This is a genomic window from Curtobacterium sp. PhB172, assembly GCF_003752545.1.
GTDB lineage: Bacteria > Actinomycetota > Actinomycetes > Actinomycetales > Microbacteriaceae > Curtobacterium.
Window position 1 is genome coordinate 163,072 of the sequence record NZ_RKIF01000011.1, and the last position, 23,443, is coordinate 186,514.

Annotated in this window: 24 protein-coding genes; 19 read left to right on the forward strand and 5 right to left on the reverse strand. The window is 70.9% G+C overall.

Features of this window, described 5'->3' with window-relative positions:
* Window positions 1-63 precede the first annotated feature (63 nt).
* Entirely contained in the window at window positions 64-591 is a 528-nt protein-coding gene (locus tag EDF42_RS16450) for a YbhB/YbcL family Raf kinase inhibitor-like protein (RefSeq protein WP_123341040.1), read from the reverse strand.
* A gap of 247 nt (window positions 592-838) precedes the next feature.
* Here EDF42_RS16450 and EDF42_RS16455 point away from each other — a divergent pair, with 247 nt between their 5' ends.
* A complete protein-coding gene (locus EDF42_RS16455) occupies window positions 839-1,804 on the forward strand; it encodes a ferritin-like domain-containing protein (RefSeq protein WP_123673435.1) in 966 nt (321 codons plus the stop codon).
* 253 nt (window positions 1,805-2,057) lie between these two features.
* Here the strand turns inward: EDF42_RS16455 and EDF42_RS16460 are convergent, their stop codons facing one another.
* A complete protein-coding gene (locus tag EDF42_RS16460; protein WP_123341038.1) occupies window positions 2,058-2,705 on the reverse strand; it encodes a TetR/AcrR family transcriptional regulator in 648 nt (215 codons plus the stop codon).
* A 246-nt stretch (window positions 2,706-2,951) separates the two neighbouring features.
* Here EDF42_RS16460 and EDF42_RS16465 point away from each other — a divergent pair, with 246 nt between their 5' ends.
* Together EDF42_RS16465 and EDF42_RS16470 are read left to right on the forward strand one after the other, a co-directional pair.
* Complete coding sequence (locus tag EDF42_RS16465; protein WP_123293916.1) at window positions 2,952-4,286, forward strand: pitrilysin family protein; 1,335 nt, start codon at window positions 2,952-2,954, stop codon at window positions 4,284-4,286.
* A gap of 8 nt (window positions 4,287-4,294) precedes the next feature.
* Window positions 4,295-4,897, forward strand: coding sequence for a histidine phosphatase family protein (locus EDF42_RS16470; protein ID WP_111084585.1), 603 nt, complete (start codon window positions 4,295-4,297; stop codon window positions 4,895-4,897).
* Between the two features lie 50 nt (window positions 4,898-4,947).
* Here the strand turns inward: EDF42_RS16470 and EDF42_RS16475 are convergent, their stop codons facing one another.
* Window positions 4,948-5,451 (reverse strand): GNAT family N-acetyltransferase, encoded by a 504-nt coding sequence (locus EDF42_RS16475; RefSeq protein ID WP_123673437.1) that lies wholly within the window; start codon window positions 5,449-5,451, stop codon window positions 4,948-4,950.
* A 23-nt stretch (window positions 5,452-5,474) separates the two neighbouring features.
* Between EDF42_RS16475 and EDF42_RS16480 the strand changes: the two genes are divergently transcribed.
* Together EDF42_RS16480 and EDF42_RS16485 are read left to right on the forward strand one after the other, a co-directional pair.
* Window positions 5,475-6,221 (forward strand): 4-hydroxy-tetrahydrodipicolinate reductase, encoded by a 747-nt coding sequence (locus EDF42_RS16480; RefSeq protein WP_228505012.1) that lies wholly within the window; start codon window positions 5,475-5,477, stop codon window positions 6,219-6,221.
* A gap of 64 nt (window positions 6,222-6,285) precedes the next feature.
* Window positions 6,286-6,696 carry a tetratricopeptide repeat protein gene (locus EDF42_RS16485; protein WP_123673577.1) on the forward strand — a complete coding sequence of 137 codons (411 nt, stop codon included), beginning with the start codon at window positions 6,286-6,288 and terminating at the stop codon, window positions 6,694-6,696.
* Window positions 6,697-6,703: 7 nt separating this feature from the next.
* On the opposite strand, the gene EDF42_RS16490 is transcribed toward EDF42_RS16485, so the two are convergent.
* Window positions 6,704-7,624, reverse strand: coding sequence for a TIGR01777 family oxidoreductase (locus tag EDF42_RS16490; protein WP_123673439.1), 921 nt, complete (start codon window positions 7,622-7,624; stop codon window positions 6,704-6,706).
* 54 nt (window positions 7,625-7,678) lie between these two features.
* Between EDF42_RS16490 and EDF42_RS16495 the strand changes: the two genes are divergently transcribed.
* From EDF42_RS16495 to dapF, 14 genes are all read left to right on the forward strand, one after another.
* A complete protein-coding gene (locus tag EDF42_RS16495) occupies window positions 7,679-8,509 on the forward strand; it encodes a thymidylate synthase (RefSeq protein ID WP_260235542.1) in 831 nt (276 codons plus the stop codon).
* Window positions 8,509-9,009 (forward strand): dihydrofolate reductase, encoded by a 501-nt coding sequence (locus tag EDF42_RS16500; protein WP_123673441.1) that lies wholly within the window; start codon window positions 8,509-8,511, stop codon window positions 9,007-9,009. The genes EDF42_RS16495 and EDF42_RS16500 overlap by 1 nt, the downstream gene beginning before the upstream one ends.
* Window positions 9,010-9,246: 237 nt before the next feature.
* Window positions 9,247-10,224: a 4-hydroxy-tetrahydrodipicolinate synthase gene (gene dapA, locus EDF42_RS16510; RefSeq protein WP_111084638.1), complete on the forward strand. Its 978-nt coding sequence runs from the start codon at window positions 9,247-9,249 to the stop codon at window positions 10,222-10,224.
* Between the two features lie 49 nt (window positions 10,225-10,273).
* Entirely contained in the window at window positions 10,274-11,950 is a 1,677-nt protein-coding gene (locus EDF42_RS16515; protein WP_123341033.1) for a ribonuclease J, read from the forward strand.
* 119 nt (window positions 11,951-12,069) lie between these two features.
* Window positions 12,070-14,979: a DNA translocase FtsK gene (locus EDF42_RS16520; RefSeq protein ID WP_123673445.1), complete on the forward strand. Its 2,910-nt coding sequence runs from the start codon at window positions 12,070-12,072 to the stop codon at window positions 14,977-14,979.
* Between the two features lie 5 nt (window positions 14,980-14,984).
* Window positions 14,985-15,629: a CDP-diacylglycerol--glycerol-3-phosphate 3-phosphatidyltransferase gene (pgsA, locus tag EDF42_RS16525; RefSeq protein ID WP_185003212.1), complete on the forward strand. Its 645-nt coding sequence runs from the start codon at window positions 14,985-14,987 to the stop codon at window positions 15,627-15,629.
* On the forward strand, window positions 15,626-16,171 hold the full coding sequence (locus EDF42_RS16530) for a CinA family protein (RefSeq protein WP_395865787.1): 546 nt from the start codon (window positions 15,626-15,628) through the stop codon (window positions 16,169-16,171). The genes pgsA and EDF42_RS16530 overlap by 4 nt, the downstream gene beginning before the upstream one ends.
* 154 nt (window positions 16,172-16,325) lie before the next feature.
* A complete protein-coding gene (locus tag EDF42_RS16535) occupies window positions 16,326-16,634 on the forward strand; it encodes a helix-turn-helix domain-containing protein (RefSeq protein WP_027464765.1) in 309 nt (102 codons plus the stop codon).
* A 108-nt stretch (window positions 16,635-16,742) separates the two neighbouring features.
* The gene (locus tag EDF42_RS16540) at window positions 16,743-16,967 is read left to right on the forward strand and encodes a DUF3046 domain-containing protein (protein WP_111084594.1); all 225 of its coding nucleotides are present in this window, start codon (window positions 16,743-16,745) and stop codon (window positions 16,965-16,967) included.
* 282 nt (window positions 16,968-17,249) lie between these two features.
* Window positions 17,250-18,311: a recombinase RecA gene (recA, locus tag EDF42_RS16545; protein ID WP_111084595.1), complete on the forward strand. Its 1,062-nt coding sequence runs from the start codon at window positions 17,250-17,252 to the stop codon at window positions 18,309-18,311.
* Complete coding sequence (locus EDF42_RS16550; RefSeq protein ID WP_123673447.1) at window positions 18,308-19,174, forward strand: regulatory protein RecX; 867 nt, start codon at window positions 18,308-18,310, stop codon at window positions 19,172-19,174. Before recA ends, EDF42_RS16550 begins: the two co-directional genes overlap by 4 nt.
* Window positions 19,175-19,200: 26 nt before the next feature.
* A complete protein-coding gene (gene miaB, locus EDF42_RS16555) occupies window positions 19,201-20,694 on the forward strand; it encodes a tRNA (N6-isopentenyl adenosine(37)-C2)-methylthiotransferase MiaB (RefSeq protein ID WP_123673449.1) in 1,494 nt (497 codons plus the stop codon).
* A gap of 94 nt (window positions 20,695-20,788) precedes the next feature.
* On the forward strand, window positions 20,789-21,700 hold the full coding sequence (gene miaA, locus EDF42_RS16560) for a tRNA (adenosine(37)-N6)-dimethylallyltransferase MiaA (RefSeq protein WP_123673583.1): 912 nt from the start codon (window positions 20,789-20,791) through the stop codon (window positions 21,698-21,700).
* Window positions 21,697-22,587, forward strand: a complete 891-nt coding sequence (dapF, locus tag EDF42_RS16565) for a diaminopimelate epimerase (protein ID WP_123673450.1) — start codon at window positions 21,697-21,699, stop codon at window positions 22,585-22,587. The genes miaA and dapF overlap by 4 nt, the downstream gene beginning before the upstream one ends.
* A 220-nt stretch (window positions 22,588-22,807) precedes the next feature.
* Here the strand turns inward: dapF and EDF42_RS16570 are convergent, their stop codons facing one another.
* The gene (locus tag EDF42_RS16570; RefSeq protein ID WP_123673452.1) at window positions 22,808-23,419 is read right to left on the reverse strand and encodes a class I SAM-dependent methyltransferase; all 612 of its coding nucleotides are present in this window, start codon (window positions 23,417-23,419) and stop codon (window positions 22,808-22,810) included.
* Between the last annotated feature and the right edge of the window lie 24 nt (window positions 23,420-23,443).

Here is a 23,443-nt window from a genome sequence, read left to right on the forward strand (position 1 = left end):
CCTTGCACACGAACGGCCGTCGTCCCTTCCGGGGCGGCGGCCGTTCGTCGTTGCGGGGGCGTCCTACGCGGCGGGGGTCTCCTGCGTGCCGACGAGCTGCGCGCGACCGAGCAGGTGCTCGCGCAGCACGAACCCGACGACCGCGGGCGTCGCGTCGGCCGGCGCCTCGAGCAGCGGCACGTCGAGGGCGCTCAGCGTGAAGAAGTAGCGGTGCGCGCCGTGGCCCGCGGGCGGAGCGGCGCCGAGGAACGTGTCGGTGCCGAACTCGTTGCGGCGGCGGAGTGCCTCGGCCGGCAGCAGGGCGTCGTCGGTGCCGGCGCCGGCGGGCAGCGAGGTCGCCGAGCCCGGGATGTCGGTCAGGCTCCAGTGCCAGAAGCCCGAGCCGGTCGGGGCGTCGGGGTCGTAGACGGTGAGGACGAAGCTCTTCGTGCCCTCGGGAGCGCCGGACCACTCGAGTGCGGGGGAGCGGTCCTCGCCACCCGCGTCGGTGCCGCGCGCCGAGGTCGGCAGCTCGCTGCCGTCGGTGAAGTCGGGGCTGGTCAGGGTGAACGAGGGGACCTCGGGGAGGTTCCAGTTGGGGTCGTTGGCCATGCGCCCAGCCAACACCCACAGCCTCGGCGGCCGCCCGACGCGGCCGCCCGACGCGGCCGCCCGACGAGGTCGCCCGACGAGGTCGCCCTGTCCGAACTCCGCCGAATGACCGGGAACGCTGGAAGCGCCCCCTGTTCGGGGGTATCTTCACCCCACGATCGACCAACCTGCCGATCGCGATCACGCCGACCCGTTTCCCTGCAGCGTCGGTGGGGTCCCGTGCTGCCAGCACGACATGAGGACAACGATGTTCGACAAGCGTTTCATCCACCACGCCATCGATCGCAGCGCCGAGAACGCGCTCGACCGACGACGGTTCTTCGCAGCCGCCGGCGTCGCCGGCGCCTCAGCCGGCATCGCCGCGCTCGGCTCGTCGGTGCTCACCACCGACCGCGCCGCCGCCACCCCGGAAGAGGACGGTGCCGTCTCCGACGCCGCCATCCTGAACTTCGCCCTGAACCTCGAGTACCTCGAGGCCGAGTTCTACCTGCGTGCCGTGTTCGGCGCGGGCCTCGCCGACAGCATGATCACCGGCATCGACCCACAGGGGCCGGTGATCGGTGGCAAGAAGGTGCCGTTCAAGACCGCGGCCATCCGCGGCATCGCCACCGAGATCGCGAACGACGAGCGCGCGCACGTGGCGTTCCTCCGATCCGCCCTCGGCGGTGCGACGGTCTCACGTCCGAAGATCGACCTCGTGTCGAGCTTCACCGCGGCGGCGCGCGCTTCGGGTGTGGTCGGCCCGACCGGCACCTTCGACCCGTTCGCCAGTGAGGAGAACTTCCTGCTCGGGGCGTACATCTTCGAGGACGTCGGGGTCACCGCCTACAAGGGGGCCGCGCCGCTCATCACCAGCAAGACGTACCTCAGTGCCGCGGCGGGCATCCTCGCCGTCGAGGCCTACCACGCCGGGATCATCCGGTCGAAGCTCTCGGACAAGGGGCTGCAGGTGCCGGCGAACAAGATCTCCGACGCCCGTGACTCGCTCGACGGTCCGACCGATGACGACCAGGGGGTGACGACCCGGTCGGGAGCGGTGAACCTCGTGCCGACGGACGCGAACTCGCTCGCCTACGGCCGCACCGCGGAGCGTGTCCTGAACGTGGTGTTCCTGAACCCGAACCAGATCGACAAGGGCGGGTTCTTCCCGGACGGCGTCAACGGGTCGATCGTCTCGAGCGGCAACCCCGGGAGCGCCACCGGACCGGCCTGATCCGCGCGACGCGACCGGTCGCGGTGAGCGCGACCACAGTGCGGACGGGAGGCACGGTGCCAGCTGGCGCCGTGCCTCCCGTCCGCTCGTGGTCGCGCCGGGCTGGCGCCGACGGCTGACGCGACAAGGTCGACGTCGTGCGACATCGGGGATGTCGTTCGTGCGCGCCTGCGACTGTTGCGGCCGGGGTGGAGCGACAAAGCCGACGTCGTACGACATCGGGGGTGTCGTTCTGCGTCGACGGCAGCCGGCGTCAGGCGGCGAGGACGCGGTCCACGACGCGACCGAGCGCTGCCGTCGCCGCGATGGCGTCACCGGCGTAGGCGCCGGCCATCGCACCGTCGCGCGCGAGCATGAGCTCGTCGGCACCGTCGCCCGGCAGCTGGTGGCCGGACTCCTGCAGCAGGGTGGCGAGCCGGTCGGTGTACCAGTCGCGGTGGGTGGCGACCACCTCGCGCACGGGGTCGCGGGGGTCGTGGTACTCAGCGGCGGCGTTGAGGAACGCGCACCCGCGGAAGTCGGGGTCGTTGACCTCGTCCGCCAGGGCGGCGACCCACGCGCGGACCGCTGCGGCGGAGGAGCCGGCGTCGGTGACGAGCTGTTCCAGGCGTTCCTGCACCCGCTCGTGCTGCGTGCGGATGTAGGCGAGGATCAGGTTGTCCTTCGACCCGTAGTGCTTGTAGAACGTCGCCTTCGTGACGCTCGCCTCGGAGATGAGGCGGTCGACGCCGACGCTGTGGATGCCCTCTTCGTAGAAGAGTCGCGTGGCCGTCTCGAGGATGCGGACCTTCGCGCCGCCGGAGCGGGGAGTCGGGGGGACGCTCGACCCGTCCGGCGACGCGAGGTTCGTGCTCGGACCAGGGAGACGCTGGACGGCCGGTTGGGGGGAATCGACCGTCACAGCGTGGCTCCTTGGTTCATCGGCTCCGCGACCGAGTGGGGGGACTCGTGGCCGCGAGGACTGATGTCCCGAGCCGCCGGATCGGAACTTAGGGGGGCTTTCGATCCGGCGTGAACGACTGTACCACAAGGAGGACAGACAGACGAGTCGGTCTGTCCGCAATTTCTGTACCCCTCTTCGAGTGACAGTCCGTGGGCCTGTGGAAACTGGGCGGTGGGCTCCGGAGCATCAGTAGGCTCGTCTGCGATGAACCAGCCAGTGCCACTGCCGCTCGGAGCCCCGGACACGTCCTTCCTGACGTCCGGAGGGGCCTTCGTCCGCCGCACCGTGCTGCCGTCGGGTGTCCGGGTGCTGACCGAAGCCGTGCCCGGTGCCGCTTCGACGAGCATCGGCTTCTGGGTCGGCGTCGGTTCGCGCGACGAACGCGACGGCCAGTTCGGATCGACCCACTTCCTCGAGCACCTGCTGTTCAAGGGCACCGAGACGAGGTCGGCGCTCGACATCGCGATCGCCTTCGACTCGGTCGGCGGCGAGCACAACGCCGCGACGGCCAAGGAGTACACCTGCTACTACGCACGGGTGCGGGACGCCGACGTCCCGATGGCCGTGCAGGTCATCGGTGACATGGTGACCGGCTCCGTGCTCGACCCCGAGGCCTTCGCCGTCGAGCGCGGCGTCATCCTCGAAGAACTCGCGATGGCCGCCGACGACCCGGCCGACGTCGCGGGTGAAGCGTTCTTCGCCGCGGCCTTCGGCGGACACGCGCTCGGCCGCCCGATCGGCGGGACCCCGGACAGCATCCGCGCGGTCCAGCGGGACGAGGTCCTGGCCCACTACCGCGAGCACTACGCACCGAACGGCATCGTCGTGACCGCCGCCGGTGCCGTCGACCACGACCGGTTCTGCGACGCGGTCGCCGCGGTGTTCCACGACGCACCGCACGCCGAGCCGCTCGCGCGCCGGACGCCACAGACCGTCGCCGACCCCATCGAGCCCAAGCTGTCGGTGGTCCACCGTCCGACGGAGCAGGTCAGCATGCTGCGCGGCTCGCAGGGGCTCGACCTGCGCGACGACCGCCGGCCGTCCCTCAGCGTCCTGAACGCCGTGCTCGGCGGGGGCATGAGCTCCCGGCTCTTCCAAGAGGTCCGCGAGCGACGCGGCCTCGCCTACGCGGTGTCGTCCTTCGCGCCCGCCTACCTCGACAACGGCGCCTTCGGCGTCTACGCGGGCTGTGCGCCCGACAACGTTCCCGGGGTCATCGAGATCATCGACGCCGAGTTCCGCCGCATGGTGGACGACGGCATCACCGACGACGAGCTCCGCCGCGCCAAGGGCCAGATCGAGGGCGCCCTGACGCTCTCGCTCGAGGACTCCGACGCCCGGATGACCCGCCTCGGCCGGTCCGAGCTCGGCACCGGGGAGTACACCGACCTGTCGACCGCACTGGAGCGTGTCGACCGGGTCACCACCGACGGCGTGCTCGAACTCGCCCGCGACCTCCTGACCCGCCCGACGATCACGTCGGTGGTCGGGGCGGTGCAGCAGGACGAGCTCGCCGCAGCGATCGGGATGGGCAGCTGAGCACGGACATGTCGCACTACCTGTACCTCGTCCGGCACGGCGAACACCAGGACGCCGAGCACGGCCTCCGCGACGGCAAGCTGTCGGAACGCGGCAAGCGCCAGGCGATGCTGGTCGCCGACCGACTCGGCGGGCTGCCGTTCGACGGCGTGTACCACTCGCCGTTGGAGGCCCCCAGCGAGACCGCCGCGTTCCTGGCGCAGCGACTGCCGTCGATCCAGCCCGAACCCTCGACGCTGCTGTTCGACTGCGTCCCCTCCGGCCCGACTCCGGACATGCCGCACGCCTACCAGGGCTGGTACGGCGGCGTCACGGAAGAGGAGATCATCGCCGGCCAGGCGCAGATGGGCGACGCCGTCTCCGAGTGGTTCACCCCGGCGCGCGAGGACCGGCACGACCTGCTCATCACCCACAACGCCGTGATCGGCTGGTTCGTGCGCGAAGCGTTCCAGGCGCCCGAGTGGCGCTGGATGGGCACGAACGTCGCGCACACTGCGCTCACGATCATCCGGATCCGCTCCGCGAAGCCGGCCGAGGTGGTCGCCCTGAACGACCTGGCCCACCTGCCGGTGGAGCTCCGCACCGGGCTGCCGGTCGACCAGCCCGTCTAGCGTCGTGCGCTGGCCCGGTGGTCGGCGTCGACCGGGAGGCCCGTGGCGGCTCAGACGATCGGCTTGCGGGCCGTGCGCTTTCGGAACCAGGCGGTCGCGTTCGGGTTGTCGTTGAACGGCGCGACGCGCTCGTAGCCGCGGCTGCGGTACATCGCGCCTGCGGCGACGAGCGAGTCGTTCGTGTCCAGCACGATGCTCGTCGCCCCCAGCGCGGCGCCCTCCCGTTCGAGCGCGTCCATCAGCGCCGTGGCCACGCCCTTCCCCCGGCCCGCCGGGGTGACGAAGACGTGCTTGACCTCGAACCGGACGTCCGTGGTGGTCGCGTCGGGGTCGTCCGCGATGCGCCGCAGGCCGCCGCAGCCGACCGCGACCCCGTCGTCGTACGCCACCGCGAAGACCCCGTTCGGCGGCGTGAACTCCGCCGCCGGGGTGCGCTTGCGCGAGTAGGCGCCCTGCGCACTGGGGAACGTCGCCTCGCGCTCGTCGAGGTACGCGTCGAGCAGGACGTCGACCTCGGGCAGATCGGCCGGCACGGTCCTGACCTCGACTGACATGCGTCGATCCTAGGATGGACCGCATGGTCACTCCCGTCGCCGTCGTCGGCGCCACCGGTCGTCTCGGGGGCCTCGTGGCCTCCGTCGTCGAGGAACTCCCGGAGTTCGAGCTCGTCGCCCGTCTGTCGTCGAAGGACGGTGCCCACGAAGCACCGCCGTCGGTGTTCGGCGGCGCCGCGCTCGTCGTGGACGTGACGGTGCCGGCGCTCAGCCCCGCGATCGTCGAGAACGCATTGTCGAGCGGGGCGAACGTCCTCGTCGGCACGTCCGGGTGGTCCGCCGACCGTCTCGCGAAGCTCCGCACCGCCCTGCAGGAGCGTCCCGACCAGGGCGTCCTCGTGGTGCCGAACTTCTCGATCGGGTCGGTGCTCGGCACCCACCTCGCCACCATCGCGGCGCCGTGGTTCCCCTCCGTCGAGATCGTCGAGACGCACCACGCCGGCAAGATCGACTCGCCGTCCGGCACCGCGGTGCGCACCGCCGAGCTCATCGCCGAGGCCCGTCGCGACGTCGGCCCGGTCGAGGCCCCGCACGTCGACCAGCGCGCCCGCGGCCAGCAGGTGGCGAGCGTGCCGATCCACTCGCTCCGGCTGCCCGGGGTGAAGGCCGTGCAGGACGTCCTGCTCAGCGGCCCCGGCGAGACCCTGACGATCCGGCACGACACCAACGACGACGTCGCCTACGTCGCCGGGATCCGTGCGGCGTTGTCCGCCCTCGGATCCGCCCGCGGGCTCACCGTGGGCCTCGGCAGCGTCCTCGGCATCGGCTGACCCGGTGGGACGTGCAGCGCGTGCCGGTCGCGCGATCCGGTCGCCGTTCTGGGGCGCAGCGCTGATGACCCTGCTGCTGGCGCTCTACATCGTGCTCGTCGGGCAGCGGGCCGTGGCGTTCATCGCCACCGGCATCCCGATCGGGATCGGCATCGGCGTCGCCCTGTTCGTCGTCGCCGCGATCGGGGCGCTGCTGCTCGTGCTCGAGTTCCGCTTCGGCATCCGGATCACCCGGCTCGGATCCCGGCTCGAGGCGGAGGGCGGTGCACCGGAGGACGTCGTGCCCGTGCGTCCGTCCGGCCGTCCGACGCGCGATGCCGCAGACGAGCTCTTCCCGCAGTACAAGGCCGCCGTCGACCAGGACCCAGCGGACTGGCGCGCCTGGTACCGGCTCGGGGTCGTCTACGACGCCGCGGGGGACCGCAAGCGCGCTCGAGCCGCGATGCGCACGGCCCTGTCGCGGTCGAGCGCCTGAGACCCGGTCAGAGGACCGCGTCGACGGCGTCCACCGCACGCGTGTACCGGAACGTGTAGCCGGACTCGAGCAGCTTCGTCGGCACCATCCGCTGACTCGACAGCAGCATCTCGTCGGCGGCGTCCTGCAGCGCCAGGCGCAGCGCGAACTCCGGGATCCGGAACAGGTACGGCCGGTGCAGGTCCTCGGCGACGCGCTTCGTGATGCGGTCGGCGACGACGGCATCCGGCCCGGCGAGGTTGACCGGCCCGCTGACACCGGACGCCGACGGGCTCGTCGCCAGGTGCACGATCGCCCCGACCTCGTCCTCGAGTGCGATCCACGGCCAGTGCTGCCCGCCGGTGCCGAGGCGACCGCCGAGCCCTGCCCGGGTGAGCGGGATGAGGGGTGCGAGCGCGCCGCCGCCCTCGCCGATCACGATGCCCGTGCGCAGGGTCACCACACGGACGCCGTCCGGGGCAGCATTCGCCGCGGCCTCCCAGGCGGTGCAGACCTCGGCGAGGAACCCGGTGCCGGGCGCCGCGTCGTCCTGCAGGACGTCCGCCGGGCGGTCGCCGTACACGCCGGACGCCGATCCGGACAGGAAGAGCGCCGGGGGAGTGCTGGCATGCCGCATGGCCTCGACCAGGGTGTCGGTCGCGTCGACGCGGGAGCGCCGGATCTCCTCGCGGTACTTCGCGGTCCAGGGCAGCTTGCCGATGTTCGCCCCCGCCAGGTTGATCACCACGTCGGCACCGTCGACGATGGCCGGGTCGAGCGGCCGGCGACCCGGAGCCCAGCGGAACTCGGTGGCCGTGTGGGGCTCGCGTCGGACGAGCGTGGTCACGTGGTGGCCCGCCTCGCGCAGCGCGCGGACGAGCGGGGTGCCGATGAAGCCGGACGCACCGGCGATCAGGATCGAGAGGGGCTCTGCCGCCGTGTCTGCCATGCCGGCAACGCTACTCATGCTGCCGTTGGCTTTCGCCGACGTAGGCTTCTGTGTGTGAGCGACAGCGAGACCGTGCAGCCCGACCCCACCGTGCCGACCCCGTACGAGGACCTGCTCCGCCGGGTCCTGACCGAGGGCACGCCGAAGGGTGACCGCACCGGCACCGGGACCCGCAGCCTGTTCGGCGCGCAGCTCCGCTTCGACCTGTCGAAGGGCTTCCCGCTCGTGTCCACGAAGCGTGTGCACTTCAAGTCGATCGCGTACGAGCTGCTCTGGTTCCTGCGCGGCGACGGCAACGCCACCTGGCTGCAGGAGCACGGTGTCCGGATCTGGAACGAGTGGGCGGACGAGGACGGCGACCTCGGCCCCGTCTACGGCGTGCAGTGGCGCTCGTGGCCGACCCCGTCCGGCGAGCACGTCGACCAGATCGCCCAGGTCATCGACCAGATCCGCACGAACCCGGACAGCCGTCGGCTCATCGTCTCGGCGTGGAACGTCGCAGAGATCCCGGACATGGCGCTCGCCCCGTGCCACGCGTTCTTCCAGTTCTACGTCAACGACGGCAAGCTCTCGTGCCAGCTCTACCAGCGCAGCGCCGACATGTTCCTCGGCGTCCCGTTCAACATCGCCTCCTACGCCCTGCTCACCCACATGATCGCCGCGCAGACCGGGCTCGAGGTCGGCGACTTCGTCTGGACCGGCGGCGACTGCCACGTCTACGACAACCACGTCGAGCAGGTCGAGGAGCAGCTGTCCCGCACGGCGTACGCCCTGCCGACCCTCGAGCTCGCGCCGCGCGACTCGATCGACGACTACGAGTACGAGGACTTCACCGTCGTCGGCTACCACCACCACCCGGCGATCAAGGCCGCGGTCGCCGTCTGATGATCGGCATGGTCTGGGCTCGGTCGACCGACGGGGTCATCGGGGCCGACGGCGGCATGCCGTGGCACGTGCCCGAGGACCTCGCGCACTTCAAGCAGGTCACCGGCGACGCCACGGTGCTCATGGGCCGTCGCACCTGGGAGTCCCTGCCGGAACGCTCCCGCCCGCTGCCCGGTCGGCGCAACGTGGTGCTCACCCGCGACGCGTCCTGGACCGCCGACGGCGCCGAGGTCGTGCACGACCTCCGTGCTGCGCTCGACGGTGCCGACGGTGCCGAGGGCCCCGTCTGGGTCATCGGCGGCGGCCAGGTCTACGCCGCGGCGCTGGACCGTGCCGACCGCGTGTCCGAGACCGTCATCGACGTCGACGTGCCCGGCGACACCGTCGCACCGACGCTCGGCGAGTCGGCCGGATGGACGCTCACCGACGAGGGCCCGTGGCAGGTGTCCCGCACCGGGACCCGTTACCGCTTCCTCGAGTGGCGCCGCAGCGCGTCCTGACCGACAGCGGCGCGCAGTGCCCCGTGCTCGCGGGCGTCGCGCCCGTGCTCGCGCCCGCTCGCGGGCGTCGCGCCCCGGTGAGTCGGGGCGCGACGGCGATTGCGGGGCGCGACGCGGGCCGGGACCCGGGCGTGAGCGGCGGGACGGAGGCGATCCGGGCCTCCCGTCCGCGCCGCAGGCAGGCGACCGTCCGCCCGGACGGCGGCCATCGCGCCCATCCCCGGTACGCTGGTGCCCGTGTCCCCGCGTGAGAATCCCTTCGGTCAGGTCCTCGTCGCCCTCGTGACCCCGTTCACGGCCGACGGCGAGGTCGACTGGCCCGGCGTCGAGCAGCACATCGACGACTGCATCACCGCCGGTGCCGACGGCATCGTCGTCACCGGAACGACCGGCGAGACCAGCACCCTGACCGACCCCGAGAAGCTCCGTCTGGTCGAGGTCGGCAAGTCCGTCGCCGCGGGCCGCGCGAAGATCATCACGGGTGGCGGGTCGAACGAGACCGCGCACGCGATCCACCTCTACAAGCAGAGCGAGAAGGCCGGCGCGGACGGTGTGATGATCGTCACGCCGTACTACAACAAGCCGACCCAGTCGGGGGTGCTCACCCACTTCCGGATGATCGCCGACGCCACCGACCTGCCGGTGATCCTGTACGACATCCCGGGGCGCACCGGCATCCCGATCACGTACGAGACGATCGTGCGGGCGTCACACCACCCGAACATCCTCGCCGTGAAGGACGCCAAGGGCGACTTCGCCGAGGTGTCCCGCGTGCTCAACAACACCGACCTCATGTACTTCTCCGGCGACGACACCAACGTGCTCCCGCACCTGTCGATCGGCGCGACGGGCCTGATCGGCGTCACCGCGAACATCACGAGCACGCCGTACCGCACCATCATCGACGCCGTGAACCGCGGCGACCTGGCGACCGCCACCGCCGAGCACAAGCGGGTCGAGCCCCTCGTCCGCGCCGTGATGACCCACGTTCCCGGCACGGTCGCGGCGAAGTACATCCTGCACGGGCTCGGCCGCATCGGCAGCCCGCGCGTCCGTCTGCCGCTCGTCGGCCCCGAGGACTCCGAGGCGTACGCCATCGAGACCTCGCTCGAAGCCGTGCGCGACGTGCCCGGCGCCGACTTCTCGAACTTCCGCCCCGACCGCAACGCAGCGGCCGGCGGCGCACTGCCAAAGGTGCCAGGCACCACCCGCTAGCGAACACCGCGGCGCGCTCCTCGCGCGTCGCCTGAATCCGTAGGACCGAATGCCCACACAAGTCTCCACACCGCAGCCGCTCGAACCCGGCACCCTCCGCGTCATCCCCATCGGGGGACTCGGCGAGATCGGTCGCAACATGACCGTCTACGAGTACGAGGGCAAGCTGCTCATCGTCGACGCCGGCGTGCTCTTCCCCGAGGAGCACCAGCCCGGGGTCGACCTGATCCTGCCGGACTTCGCGCCGATCCGTGACCGTCTCGACGACGTCCTCGGTGTCGTGCTCACGCACGGCCACGAGGACCACATCGGTGCCGTCCCGTACCTGCTGAAGCTCCGCGACGACATCCCGCTGATCGGCTCCACGCTGACCCTTGCGCTCGTCGAGGCGAAGCTCAAGGAACACCGGATCAAGCCGTACACGCTCGTCGTGGCTGAGGACCAGACCGAGCAGCTCGGCCCGTTCCACCTCGAGTTCGTGGCCGTGAACCACTCCATCCCGGACGCCCTCGCCGTCTCGATCACGACCCCCGCCGGTCGTGTCCTGCACACGGGTGACTTCAAGATGGACCAGCTCCCGCTGGACGACCGCATCACCGACCTCCGCGCGTTCGCGCGCCTGGGCGAGGCCGGCGTGGACCTGTTCCTGCCGGACTCGACCAACGCCGACGTCCCGGGCTTCACCGCTCCGGAGCGCGACATCGGCCCGGTCCTCGAGAACATCATCACGCGCGCCCGCAAGAAGGTCGTCGTGGCGAGCTTCTCGTCGCACGTGCACCGTGTCCAGCAGGTCCTCGACGCCGCCGCGGCCGCGAACCGCAAGGTCGCCTTCATGGGGCGCTCGATGATCCGCAACATGACCATCGCCGCCGACCTCGGCTACCTCCGGGTGCCCGAGAACGTCCTCATCGACACGAAGAAGGCGAAGAACGTCCCCGACGACCAGATCGTCTACATGTCGACGGGGTCGCAGGGCGAGCCGATGGCCGTGCTCGCGCGCATGGCGAACCTCGAGCACCAGATCGAGATCGGCGAGGGCGACACCGTCATCCTCGCCTCGTCGCTGATCCCGGGCAACGAGAACGCCGTGTACCGCGTCATCGACGGGCTCACGAAGCTCGGCGCGAAGGTCGTGCACAAGGGCAACGCCAAGGTGCACGTCTCCGGACACGCCTCGGCCGGTGAACTGCTCTACTGCTACAACATCCTGCGTCCGCGCAACGTCCTGCCCGTGCACGGCGAACACCGCCACCTGTACGCGAACGCCGACCTGGCGATCCAGACGGGTGTGCCGCCGCGCAACGTGATCCTCGGGCAGGACGGCATCGTCGTCGACCTGAAGGACGGCGTCGCGACGGTCGCCGGGCAGCTCGACATCGGTTACGTGTACGTCGACGGCTCGACCGTGGGCGAGATCACCGACGCCGACCTCAAGGACCGCCGCGTGCTGTCCGAAGAGGGCTTCATCTCGGTCTTCGCCGCGGTGGACTTCACCACCGGCCAGTGCGTCATCGGCCCGGAGATCCAGTCGCGCGGCTTCGCCGAGGACGACTCCGTGTTCGACGACGTCCGCCCCCAGATCGCCAAGGCGATCGCCGAGGCGGCCGCCAACGGCACGCGCGACTCGCACGCGTTCGCGCAGGTCGTCCGCCGCACGGTCGGCCGGTGGGTCAACACCAAGCACCGTCGTCGTCCGATGATCGTCCCGGTGGTCATCGAGGCGTAGCGCGTCAGTCGCGTCAGTCGCGTTCATCGCGGTCGACCGGGAGGCCCGTCCAGCGTCCGTCACGGATGCTGCGGCGGGCCTCCCTTGGTTTGTCCTGAGTGGGGATTAGGGTTCTGCCCATGGCCGGAGGCACCAAGTCGACCACGCGCTCGCGCGCGTCCACGTCGTCCCGTGGGAACGGGACGCGCGGTTCGTCGCGCACCCAGGCCACGACGAAGAAGCTGCCGCAGGCGGCACCGACACCGGTGTTCCGCGAGCAGAACCCGCTCGTGACGTTCTGGCTCGCGATGGCGCACGGCGTCGGCGCGATGTTCCGACTGCTCGGCAAGGAGTCCCTCGAGAAGGACCAGCGGCGTGACGGGTTCCCGTTCCTGCTGTTCGTGCTGGCCATCGCCGGCGCGGTCGTCGAGTGGCTCAACCCGACGAACGGCGTGTCGGTCGCACTCGACGCGTACACGTTCGGCGGGCTGTTCGGTCGGTTGGCGTTCGCCCTGCCGGTGATCATGATCGTCTTCGCCGGATGGCTGTTCCGGCACCCGGCCTCGGTGCACGACAACACCCGGATCGGCATCGGCCTCGGGATCCTGCTCGTCGCGATCGCCTCGCTCTGCCACGTCTTCGGCGGGCAGCCGAGCGCAGCGGACGGCATGCCCGCCCTGGCTGCGGCCGGCGGGGTGCTCGGCTGGGTCGTGATCGGCTGGCTCGTCACGATCGCGACCGCTTGGGTCGCGGTCCCGGTGGCGATCGTGCTGCTCGTGCTCTCCCTCTTCATCATCACCAAGACGCCGCCGAACAAGGTCGGGCGTCGGCTGCACGAGCTGTACGCGTACCTGTTCGGAGCCCCGGCCCCGGCCGCCGAGCCCGAGGTCGAAGTGGCAGCTGCGGCGCCCGCTGCGCGCACCAAGACGGCCAAGCGCGGCAAGAAGGGCGACACCGACTTCCAGCTGTTCGACGACCTCGGCTTCGGCGACGAGCAGGCTGCTGCCGACGGTGACGCCGGCGGCGACAACGTGCCGTGGTGGCGGCGGAACAAGTCCGGGCGCGAAGAGGACCCGGCGTACGACAGCCCGGTGCTGCCCCCGGCCACCGGTGTCGCACCGACGGCCCCGCCCGCGGCGGCGGCTGCACCCGCTGCCCCGGTGGTCAACCCCAACGCGGGCGCTGCCGCCGGCCTCGTGGACCTGACACCGGCCGAACCCGCGTCGGTCAACCTCAACGACTCCGTCGAACAGGACCTTCAGGTCGCCGAGCAGGCCCTGCGGGACTTCGGCACCGACGTCCCCGCGCGTCCGGAGCCGACCGCGGCGATCCGCCCCGCGGTGCCCGACGTGGTCGCGGCACCCCTCGTCGAGGACACCGTCGTCGACGAGCCCGAGGAACTCTCCGCGGCGGCGACCGACGACGACCCGTCGAAGCCGTACCGCCTGCCGGCCGCCACCACCCTGAGCTCCGGCACCCCTTCGGTCGCCCGCAGCCAGGCGAACGACGACATCGTCGCCGCCATCACCGGCGTGCTGACGGAGTTCAAGGTCGACGCGAAGGTCACCGGGTTCTCCCGCGGCCCGACGGTCACCCGCTACGAGATCGAGCTCGGCCCGGGCGTCAAGGTCGAGCGCGTCACGGCGCTGTCGAAGAACCTGTCGTACGCGGTGGCCTCCAACGAGGTCCGGATCCTCTCGCCGATCCCGGGCAAGAGCGCCATCGGCGTCGAGATCCCGAACTCCGACCGTGAGATCGTGTCCCTCGGCGACGTGCTGCGCTCGAACGCGGCGCGGAAGTCGAAGCACCCGATGACGATCGGCGTCGGCAAGGACGTCGAGGGCGGCTTCGTCGTCGCGAACCTGGCGAAGATGCCGCACCTGCTCGTCGCCGGTTCGACCGGTTCCGGCAAGTCGGTCTTCATCAACTCGATGATCACGTCGCTGCTCATGCGGGCGAAGCCGTCCGAGGTCCGCATGGTCCTGGTCGACCCGAAGCGCGTCGAGCTCTCGATCTACGCGGGTGTCCCGCACCTCATCACGCCCATCATCACGAACCCGAAGAAGGCGGCCGAAGCGCTGCAGTGGGTCGTGAAGGAGATGGACATGCGGTACGACGACCTGGCGTCGTTCGGGTTCCGCCACGTCGACGACTTCAACAAGGCGATCGAGAACAACGAGATCGTCCTGCCCGCGGGCAGCGAGCGGAAGCTCAAGCCGTACCCGTACCTGCTCGTCGTCGTCGACGAGCTCGCGGACCTCATGCTCGTCGCCCCGCGCGACGTCGAGGAGTCGATCGTCCGCATCACCCAGCTCGCCCGTGCCGCTGGCATCCACCTGGTGCTCGCGACGCAGCGCCCGTCGGTGGACGTCATCACCGGCCTGATCAAGGCGAACGTGCCGTCCCGCATCGCCTTCGCGGTGACGAGCGTCACGGACTCCCGTGTCATCCTCGACCAGCCCGGCGCGGACAAGCTCATCGGTCAGGGCGACGCGCTGTTCCTGCCGATGGGGTCGTCGAAGTCCCTGCGCGTGCAGGGCGCGTGGGTGCAGGAGGGCGAGGTCGCCGAGGTCGTCCAGCACGTGACCCGCCAGGCCCAGCCCGAGTACCGCCAGGACGTCCAGGCCGTGGTCGAGCGCAAGGAGATCGACGCCGACATCGGCGACGACCTCGAGCTGCTGCTCGCGGCGGTCGAACAGGTGGTCTCGACGCAGTTCGGCTCGACCTCGATGCTGCAGCGCAAGCTCCGGGTCGGCTTCGCCAAGGCCGGTCGCCTGATGGACCTGATGGAGTCCCGCGACATCGTCGGTCCGTCCGAGGGCTCGAAGGCCCGCGACGTGCTCGTCACCACCGACCAGCTGCCCGCGGTGCTCGCGAAGCTCCGCGGCGAGGAGCCACCGGCTGCTCCGGCGCCCGTGGCCCCCGTCCCCGGCCCGAGCGACGACGGCGACCGCTACGGCGCCGACCCCGTGGGCGACATGACCCGCGGGTACGATGAAGTGCACGACGAGCCCGATGAGGACGCGTGGGGACTGACGGGCAGGGAGTGAAGGCGATGACCGCCTCTGACGGCACGGACACGGCACACGGCGCGAAGTTCCCCTGGCGCGGGCGACTGCTCCGCAAGGGTCCCGGCCCCGCATCGACGGCGAACGTCGCGAACATCATCACCGTGGTGCGCATCCTGATGGCGCCGCTGTTCTTCGTGCTGCTCCTCGCCGATGCCGGCAACGACGGCCCGCTGCGCATCTGGGCGGCGATCGTCTTCGTCGTCGCGATCGTGACCGACAGCGCCGACGGCATCATCGCGCGGCGGCAGAACCTGGTCACCGACTTCGGCAAGCTCGTCGACCCGATCGCCGACAAGGTCCTGATCGGCGGCGCGCTCGTCGCCCTGTCGATCCTGGCCGAGCTGCCCTGGTACGTGACGGTGCTCATCATGGTGCGCGAGATCGGCATCACGGTGTTCCGCTTCGCGGTGCTGTCGGACCGGGTGATCCCGGCCAGCCGCGGCGGCAAGATCAAGACCGTGCTGCAGGCCGTCGCCCTGACCTCGGCACTGTTCCCGTGGTGGGAGCTCGTCGGTGACTGGGCGCACTGGGTGAACGTGGTGCTGATGAGCGCCGCCTTCCTGGCGACCGTGCTCAGTGGCATCGACTACCTGTACCAGGCGTGGAAGCACAACCGGACCACCGCGTGACGCAGGCCGACGACGCGACCGGCGCCGTGCCTCCCGGCCCTGCCGACACGATCGACGCGATCGCGCGGGACCTGGTCGCCGACCTGACGCGTCGCGGTGAGACCGTCGCCGTGGCGGAGTCGCTCACCGGCGGGTTGGTGGTGTCGACGCTCGTCGGTGTTCCGGGGGCGAGCGCCGTGGTGCGCGGGGGAGTCGTGGCCTACGCGACGCCCGTCAAGCACACCGTGCTCGGGGTGTCGTCGGCGTTGCTGGCGGCCAACGGGGCCGTCGATCCCGAGGTCGCGCGGCAGATGGCGGCCGGCGTCCGCATCGCGCTGTCCGTCGATGGTGAGCCGGCGACGTGGGGGGTCAGCACGACCGGCGTCGCCGGGCCGGACCCGCAGGACGGCAAGTCGGTCGGCACCGTGTACGTCGGCATCGCGTCGGCGGACGGCGCCACTGCCTGGGAACTCCACCTCGACGGGGACCGCGGTGCAATCCGCACGGCCTCCGTCTCCGAACTCCTGACACGGATGTCGTCCGTGGTCCGGGGCCGGGAATAGGTCCCGTTTCCACTGGGTTACATCTCACGCAATCTCCAGCAGGACGGCAGCCAGCCTGGTTAGCATGCTTCAACCGGCAACGCTAAAGTTGCTGAACCCGAACTCGATCCTCCGGATCGGGCGGGCGCGGAGACGACAGAGAGGAGGAGTTCTCATGGTTCTCGTTCGTCAGGAAATCGGCGATGTGCTTCGGGACTTCCGCTTGCAGAAGGGCCGGACCCTCCGTCAGGTCGCGTCCAAGGCCAGTGTGGCTCTCGGGTACCTCAGTGAGGTCGAGCGTGGTCAGAAAGAGGCCAGCTCGGAGATCCTCGCGTCCGTCGCGGATGCGCTGGACACCCCCATCTCCACGATCATGCGCGAGGTGGGCGACCGCCTCGCGATCGTCGAGGGACTCACTCCCGTCCCCGACACGCTCCCGGACGACCTCGTCGCCGAGTTCGACAACGACCTCGCGGTGCGCTGAGCGCCTCGCACTGAACGCCCCCGCCGGAACCTCCCGGCGGGGGCGTTCTGCGTTCGGGGCGCTGTGCACGGGGGCGCTGTGCGTTCGGGGACGCTTTAGGCTTGTCGGATGCGGGTGAGTGAGTTCTGGCGTGCCGTCGACCAGGTGTTCGGCGAGGCCTACGGGTCCGTGGTCAGCCGTGACGTCGTGCTCGAGGACCTCGGTGGCCGCTCGGCTGTGGACGCCCTCGCCGCCGGCATCGACGCCCGTCGGGTGTGGGACGCCCTCTGCGACTCGCAGGACGTCCCGCTCGACCGGCGGCACGGCAAGGGGTTGGCCGAGCCGCAGAACTGAGGCGTCCGCGCTCAGTCACGCCGCCGTCGTCGCCCGAAACTGTGTTCGGCGTGTTGCTCGAACGGGTGTTCGATCGGTGGTACGTTCCTCCACAGCGGCGTCGCCCGGGTGTTCCATCCACAGATCGCGTGACCGTCGGCAGTGATGTCGGTGGCCAGCCATAGGTTGATGGACATCGGGAACAGCCCGAAGCCTTGTCGCAGAACCATCGGCCTTGCACCACCGGCCGGCGTGGACGCGACAGCCTACAGGCGGCCGAACACGAGCACGAAGGAGCACCCCATGCCATCACCGGCAGACCGCGAAAAGGCCCTCGAGACCGCACTCGCACAGATCGACAGGCAGTTCGGCAAGGGTGCGATCATGCGCCTCGGTTCGGACGAACGCGCACCCGTCAACGTCATCCAGACCGGGTCGGTGGCGCTCGACGTCGCGCTCGGCATCGGGGGACTGCCCCGCGGCCGCATCGTCGAGATCTACGGCCCGGAGTCCTCGGGTAAGACGACCCTCACCATCCACGCCATCGCCAACGCCCAGCGCGCCGGTGGCATCGCGGCCTTCATCGACGCCGAGCACGCGCTCGACCCGGAGTACGCCAAGAAGCTCGGTGTCGACATCGACGCCCTGCTCGTGTCGCAGCCGGACACCGCCGAGCAGGCGCTCGAGATCGCGGACATGCTCGTCCGCTCCGGCTCGATCGACCTCATCGTGATCGACTCGGTCGCAGCACTGGTGCCGCGCGCCGAGATCGAGGGCGAGATGGGTGACTCCCACGTCGGTCTGCAGGCCCGCCTCATGTCCCAGGCGCTGCGCAAGCTCGCCGGTGGGCTGAACCAGACGCAGACCACGATGATCTTCATCAACCAGCTGCGCGAGAAGATCGGCGTGTTCTTCGGTTCCCCGGAGACCACCTCGGGCGGTAAGGCACTGAAGTTCTACGCGTCCGTCCGCCTCGACATCCGTCGCATCGAGACGCTCAAGAGCGGCACCGACGCAGTGGGCAACCGCACGCGTGTCAAGGTCGTCAAGAACAAGATGGCGCCGCCCTTCAAGCAGGCCGAGTTCGACATCCTGTACGGCGTCGGCATCTCGCGCGAAGGCTCGCTGCTCGACTTCGGTGTCGACCACGGCATCGTCAAGAAGTCGGGTGCCTGGTACACCTACGACGGCGACCAGCTCGGGCAGGGCAAGGAGAACTCGCGTTCCTTCCTGATCCAGAACCCCGACACCGCGGCTGAGATCGAGGGCAAGATCCTCGCCAAGCTCGGCGTCGGTGGCGCCAAGGCGGAAGAGGCTCCGGTCGAGTCGATCGCGCCGAAGCTCGCGGAGCGCAAGGGCGCGTGAGCACCGACCACGACGACGACGGCCTCGCACCGGTCACCGACCTGTTCGGTGCGAGGTCCCGTCGCCGGGCCCCGGCAGCTGCGGAACCCACCCCCGAACCCGAGCAGACGGTGCCCAGCATTCCGGAGCCCGTGCTCGAGGACGATGCGGACACCCCCGTCCCCTTGCCCATCCGCGGGCCGCGTGCACAGGCCGACTGGGTCTCGCCGGTCATCGGCGACGGTTCCGGCCGGACCGCGCGGGCCGAGCAGGACGGCTACGACGACGACGGGGCGGACGCCACGACGGCGTCGGTCTTCTCGATCGCCGGTGGCGAAGAACTCGACCCTGCGGATGCCCCTCGTCCCCTCGACGAGCAACGCGCCGACGCCGAGCGGCTCAGCATGCGGGCGCTCGGCCGCAAGGGCGTGAGCGAGTCCGAGATGCGGACACTGCTCACCCAGCAGGACCTCGACCCCGACGTGGTCGAGCACGAGATCGAACGCCTGACCCGCGTCGGGCTGCTCGACGACGTCGCCCTCGCCACCGACCTGGTGGACCGCCTGCACGCCCGCAAGGGACTGGGGCGACAGGGCGTGGTCACCGAGCTGCGTCGTCGTGGCATCGACCAGATCGCGATCGACACCGCGCTCGACGAAGCTGCGGACGACGAGGACGACGAGTTCATCCGCGCCCAGGAGCTCGCCGACAAGCGTGCGCCGCAGATGCGTGGGCTCGACCGTGCGACCGCCGAGCGTCGGTTGTCGGGGTTCCTGATGCGCAAGGGCTACGGCTCGGGCGTGGTGCGGATCGCCGTCCAGCGCGCCCTCGACGGCGGCGGACGCCGGCCTCCGACGGGCCGCGGGACCGTGCGCTTCGAGTAGTCGCCCCGACCTACACTGGGACGACCATGGCCACCGTCGCAGCGCGCCAGCGCACCTACGAAGTCCGCACCTACGGGTGCCAGATGAACGTGCACGACTCCGAGCGGCTGAGCGGGTCGCTGCAGGCGGCGGGCTACACGGCTGCGGACGGCGAGCAGGCCGACGTCGTCGTCATCAACACCTGTGCCGTGCGCGAGAACGCCGACAACCGTCTGTACGGCAACCTCGGGCAGCTGGCTGGCATCAAGCGCGACCACCCCGGCATGCAGATCGCCGTCGGTGGGTGCCTGGCGCAGAAGGACAAGAACGTCATCCTCGAGAAGGCGCCGTGGGTGGACGTGGTCTTCGGCACGCACAACATGGGCTCGTTGCCGACGCTGCTCGAGCGTGCGCGGCACAACGACGAGGCGCAGATCGAGATCCTCGAAGCGCTCGACGTGTTCCCGTCGACGCTGCCGACCAAGCGTGACTCGACGCACAGCGGGTGGGTGTCGATCTCGGTCGGGTGCAACAACACGTGCACGTTCTGCATCGTCCCGTCGCTCCGCGGCAAGGAGAAGGACCGCCGCCCGGGTGACGTCCTCGCCGAGATCCAGGCGCTCGTCGACGACGGTGCGATCGAGGTCACGCTGCTCGGGCAGAACGTGAACTCGTACGGGGTCGAGTTCGGCGACCGGCAGGCGTTCGGCAAGCTGCTGCGCGCGGCCGGCACCATCGACGGCCTCGAGCGCATCCGCTTCACGAGCCCGCACCCGGCAGCCTTCACCGACGACGTCATCGACGCCATGGCCGAGACCCCGAACGTCATGCCGCAGCTGCACATGCCGTTGCAGTCCGGGTCCGACCGGGTGCTCAAGGCCATGCGGCGGAGCTACCGGAGCGAGCGGTTCCTCGGCATCCTCGACCGGGTGCGCGCCAAGATCCCGAACGCGGCGATCTCGACCGACATCATCGTCGGGTTCCCGGGCGAGACGGAAGAGGACTTCGCGGACACCCTGCGCGTCGTCGAGCAGGCACGGTTCGCCAGCGCCTTCACGTTCCAGTACTCGATCCGCCCGGGCACTCCGGCGGCGACGATGGACGACCAGCTGCCGAAGCACATCGTGCAGGAGCGCTACGAGCGACTCGTCGCCCTGCAGGAACGGATCACCGCGGAAGAGAACGCCGCGCAGGTCGGCCGGAGCGTCGAGGTCCTCGTCGCGACGGGCGAGGGGCGGAAGGACGACGCCACCCGCCGGTTGTCCGGACGCGCGGAAGACTCGCGGCTCGTGCACTTCGCCGTGCCGGAGGGCTCTGCGGTCCCGCGACCCGGCGACGTCGTCACGGTCGAGGTCACCCGAGCGGCCCCGCACTTCCTGATCGCCGACGACGACGCTCCGCTGCGCATCCGACGCACTCGTGCGGGCGACGCCTGGGACCGCGCCGAGGCCGAGAGCTGCGGCGTGCCGACCCCGGCGGCGCCCGGCGACGGTCCGCGCCCGGTGTCGCTCGGGCTGCCGACGCTCCGTGTCGGGCGCTGACGCCCCCGTCGGGGACGGCTCCGAGCGCGGCCCCGCCGGATGCCCCGAGCGCGACCCGGCCCAGCACCGCGGGCTCGACGCCTCCGACGCTGATCTGATCGCCGTCGTCGGGGCGACGGGGACGGGCAAGTCCGACCTCGGGATCGCGATCGCCGAACGCCTCCGCGCCGCCGGCCGGAACGCCGAGATCGTCAACGCCGACGCCATGCAGCTGTACCGGGGCATGGACATCGGCACCGCGAAGCTGTCGTTCGACGAACGGCACGGCATCCCGCACCACCAACTCGACGTGCTCGACGTCACCGACGAGGCCAGCGTCGCCGCGTACCAGGTGGCCGCCCGAGCCGACGTGGACCGCATCCGTGCCGACGGCGGCGTCGCAGTGCTCGTCGGCGGGAGTGGCCTCTACGTGTCCTCCGTCCTGTTCGACCTGGCGTTCCCCGGCACCGACCCGGAACTCCGCGCGCGGCTCGAGCGCGAGCACGACGAGCTCGGGCCGGGCATCCTGCTCGAGCGGCTCCGCGGCATGGACCCGGCGGCCGCAGCGACGATCGATGCACGCAACCCACGGCGGTTGATCCGGGCACTCGAGATCGCGAGCCGATCCGAGGTCGTGACCCCGAGCCTCCCGTCCGCGCCCCGCGCCTGGCGACCGTCCCGGATCCTGCACCTGCGACGCGATCGTGAGCAGCTGGTCGCGGCGCTGCACGCGCGTGCAGCGGGCATGTTCGCCGCCGGGCTCGTCGACGAGGTCGCGGCTCTGCGCGAGCAGGGCATCGAAGACGGGAAGACCGCGCGGGCCGCGATCGGGTACTCGCAGGCGCTCGACGTGCTGCGGGGGACCTCCACGGTCGAGGCAGCGGTCGAGGCGACCGGCATCGCGACGCGCAAGTACGCCCGACGGCAGGTGTCCTGGTTCCGCCGCTACACCGACGCCGAGACCCTCGACGTCACCGGAGCCGACCGCGGGGACCTGTCGGAACTGGCCCGTAGGATCGTCCCGTGACCGAGCTGCACTTCACCAAGGGCCAGGGGACCGGCAACGACTTCGTCCTGTTCGCCGACCCCGACGCCACCGTCGACCTGACCCCCGAGCGGATCCGCGCGATCGCGGACCGACGCTTCGGCGTGGGCGGCGACGGCGTGATCCGTGCGGTGCGGTCGGAAGCGATCCCCGAAGGACGTGCCCTGGTGGCCGTCGAACCCGCGGCGACGTGGTTCATGGACTACCACAACGCCGACGGCACGGTCGCCGAGATGTGCGGCAACGGGATCCGGGTGTTCGCGCGGTACCTGACCGAGTCCGGCCTGGTCGAGCTCGCACCCGGCGAGACCCTGACCGTCGGCAGCCGCAAGGGCCTGGTCGACATCCAGCGGACCACCAACGGCTTCGCTGCCGACCTCGGCCGGTGGGGGCTGGGCATCGAGGACAGCGGCTCGGACGACGTCATGGTGCGCGCCAAGAACCTCGACGGTGCCCGGCCCGGCATCGGCATCGACGTCGGCAACCCGCACGTGGTCGTCGCCGTCGCGACCGAGGACGAACTCGCCGACCTCGACCTGACCTTCCTGCCCGTGCTCGACCCGGCGCCCGAGCACGGCGCCAACGTCGAGTTCGTGCTGCCCGGCGACCCCCTGATCAACGACGGCGTCGGCGAGATCACGATGCGGGTGCACGAGCGGGGCAGTGGCGAGACGCTGTCGTGCGGCACCGGTGCGGTGGCTGCTGCGCTCGCGACGCGGTACTGGGTGGGTTCCGGTGCGCCGGACACCTGGCGCGTGCGGGTTCCGGGCGGCGTCGTGACGGTGCGGATGTTCGCGGCGGAGGACGGCGAGCACGTGTCGCTGTCCGGGCCGGCCGAGCTCGTGTTCTCCGGCGACCTGACGGTCTGACGCGGGGCGCGCGCCGCGGCGCGGGCCGCGGGCGGAGCGCGGGCGGAGCGCCGCAGGCGGCGCGCGCCGCTGCGTGAGCAGAAATGGTCGGGTGCCCTGCGGCGACTCGACCATTTCTGCGCCGCTTCGTGAGCAGAAATGGTCGGGTGCCCTGCGGCGACTCGACCATTTCTGCTCACGAAGCCGCCCGCGCGCGCGGCGCGGCGCGGCGCGCGCCGCGCTACGCCGTCCGGCGCACGCGGATGACGCGGAACCCCTTGTCGGTGGACGCCCGCGCGACGTGGAACCCTGCCCCGAGCGCACCGACGAGCCACTTCTGCAACGAGTCACCCCCGAGGTCCTTCGACACCACGAGCCAGGCGTCGCCCTCGACCTCGAGCCGGGGCAGCCACGTCAGCAGGATCTCGTGAAGTTCGTCCTTGCCGACGCGGATCGGCGGGTTCGACCAGATCGTCCGGAACCGCAGGTCGTCCGGGACGTCGTCGGGCAGGGCGATGGTGACGTTCGACGCCCCGGCGGCCTCGGCGTTGGTCCGCGCCAACCCGAGCACCCGTTCGTTGACGTCGACGCCCCACACCGACGCGTCGGGGGAGTGCAGCGCCATCGTGATCGCGATCGGGCCCCAGCCGCAGCCGACGTCGAGCAGGGCGCCGTCGTGCTCGGGCGGCGGGACGGAACCGAGCAGCACGCGGGTGCCGCGGTCGAGGCCGTCCGGGCTGAAGACCCCTGCTGCCGTGGTCAGCGTGAGCGACCGGCCGGCGAGGGTGACGTCGATCTGGCGTTCGCGGGTGTCCGATGACGGGTTCGCGGAGAAGTAGTGGTCGTTCGCCATGGATGAACCGTAGCGGGAACCCGG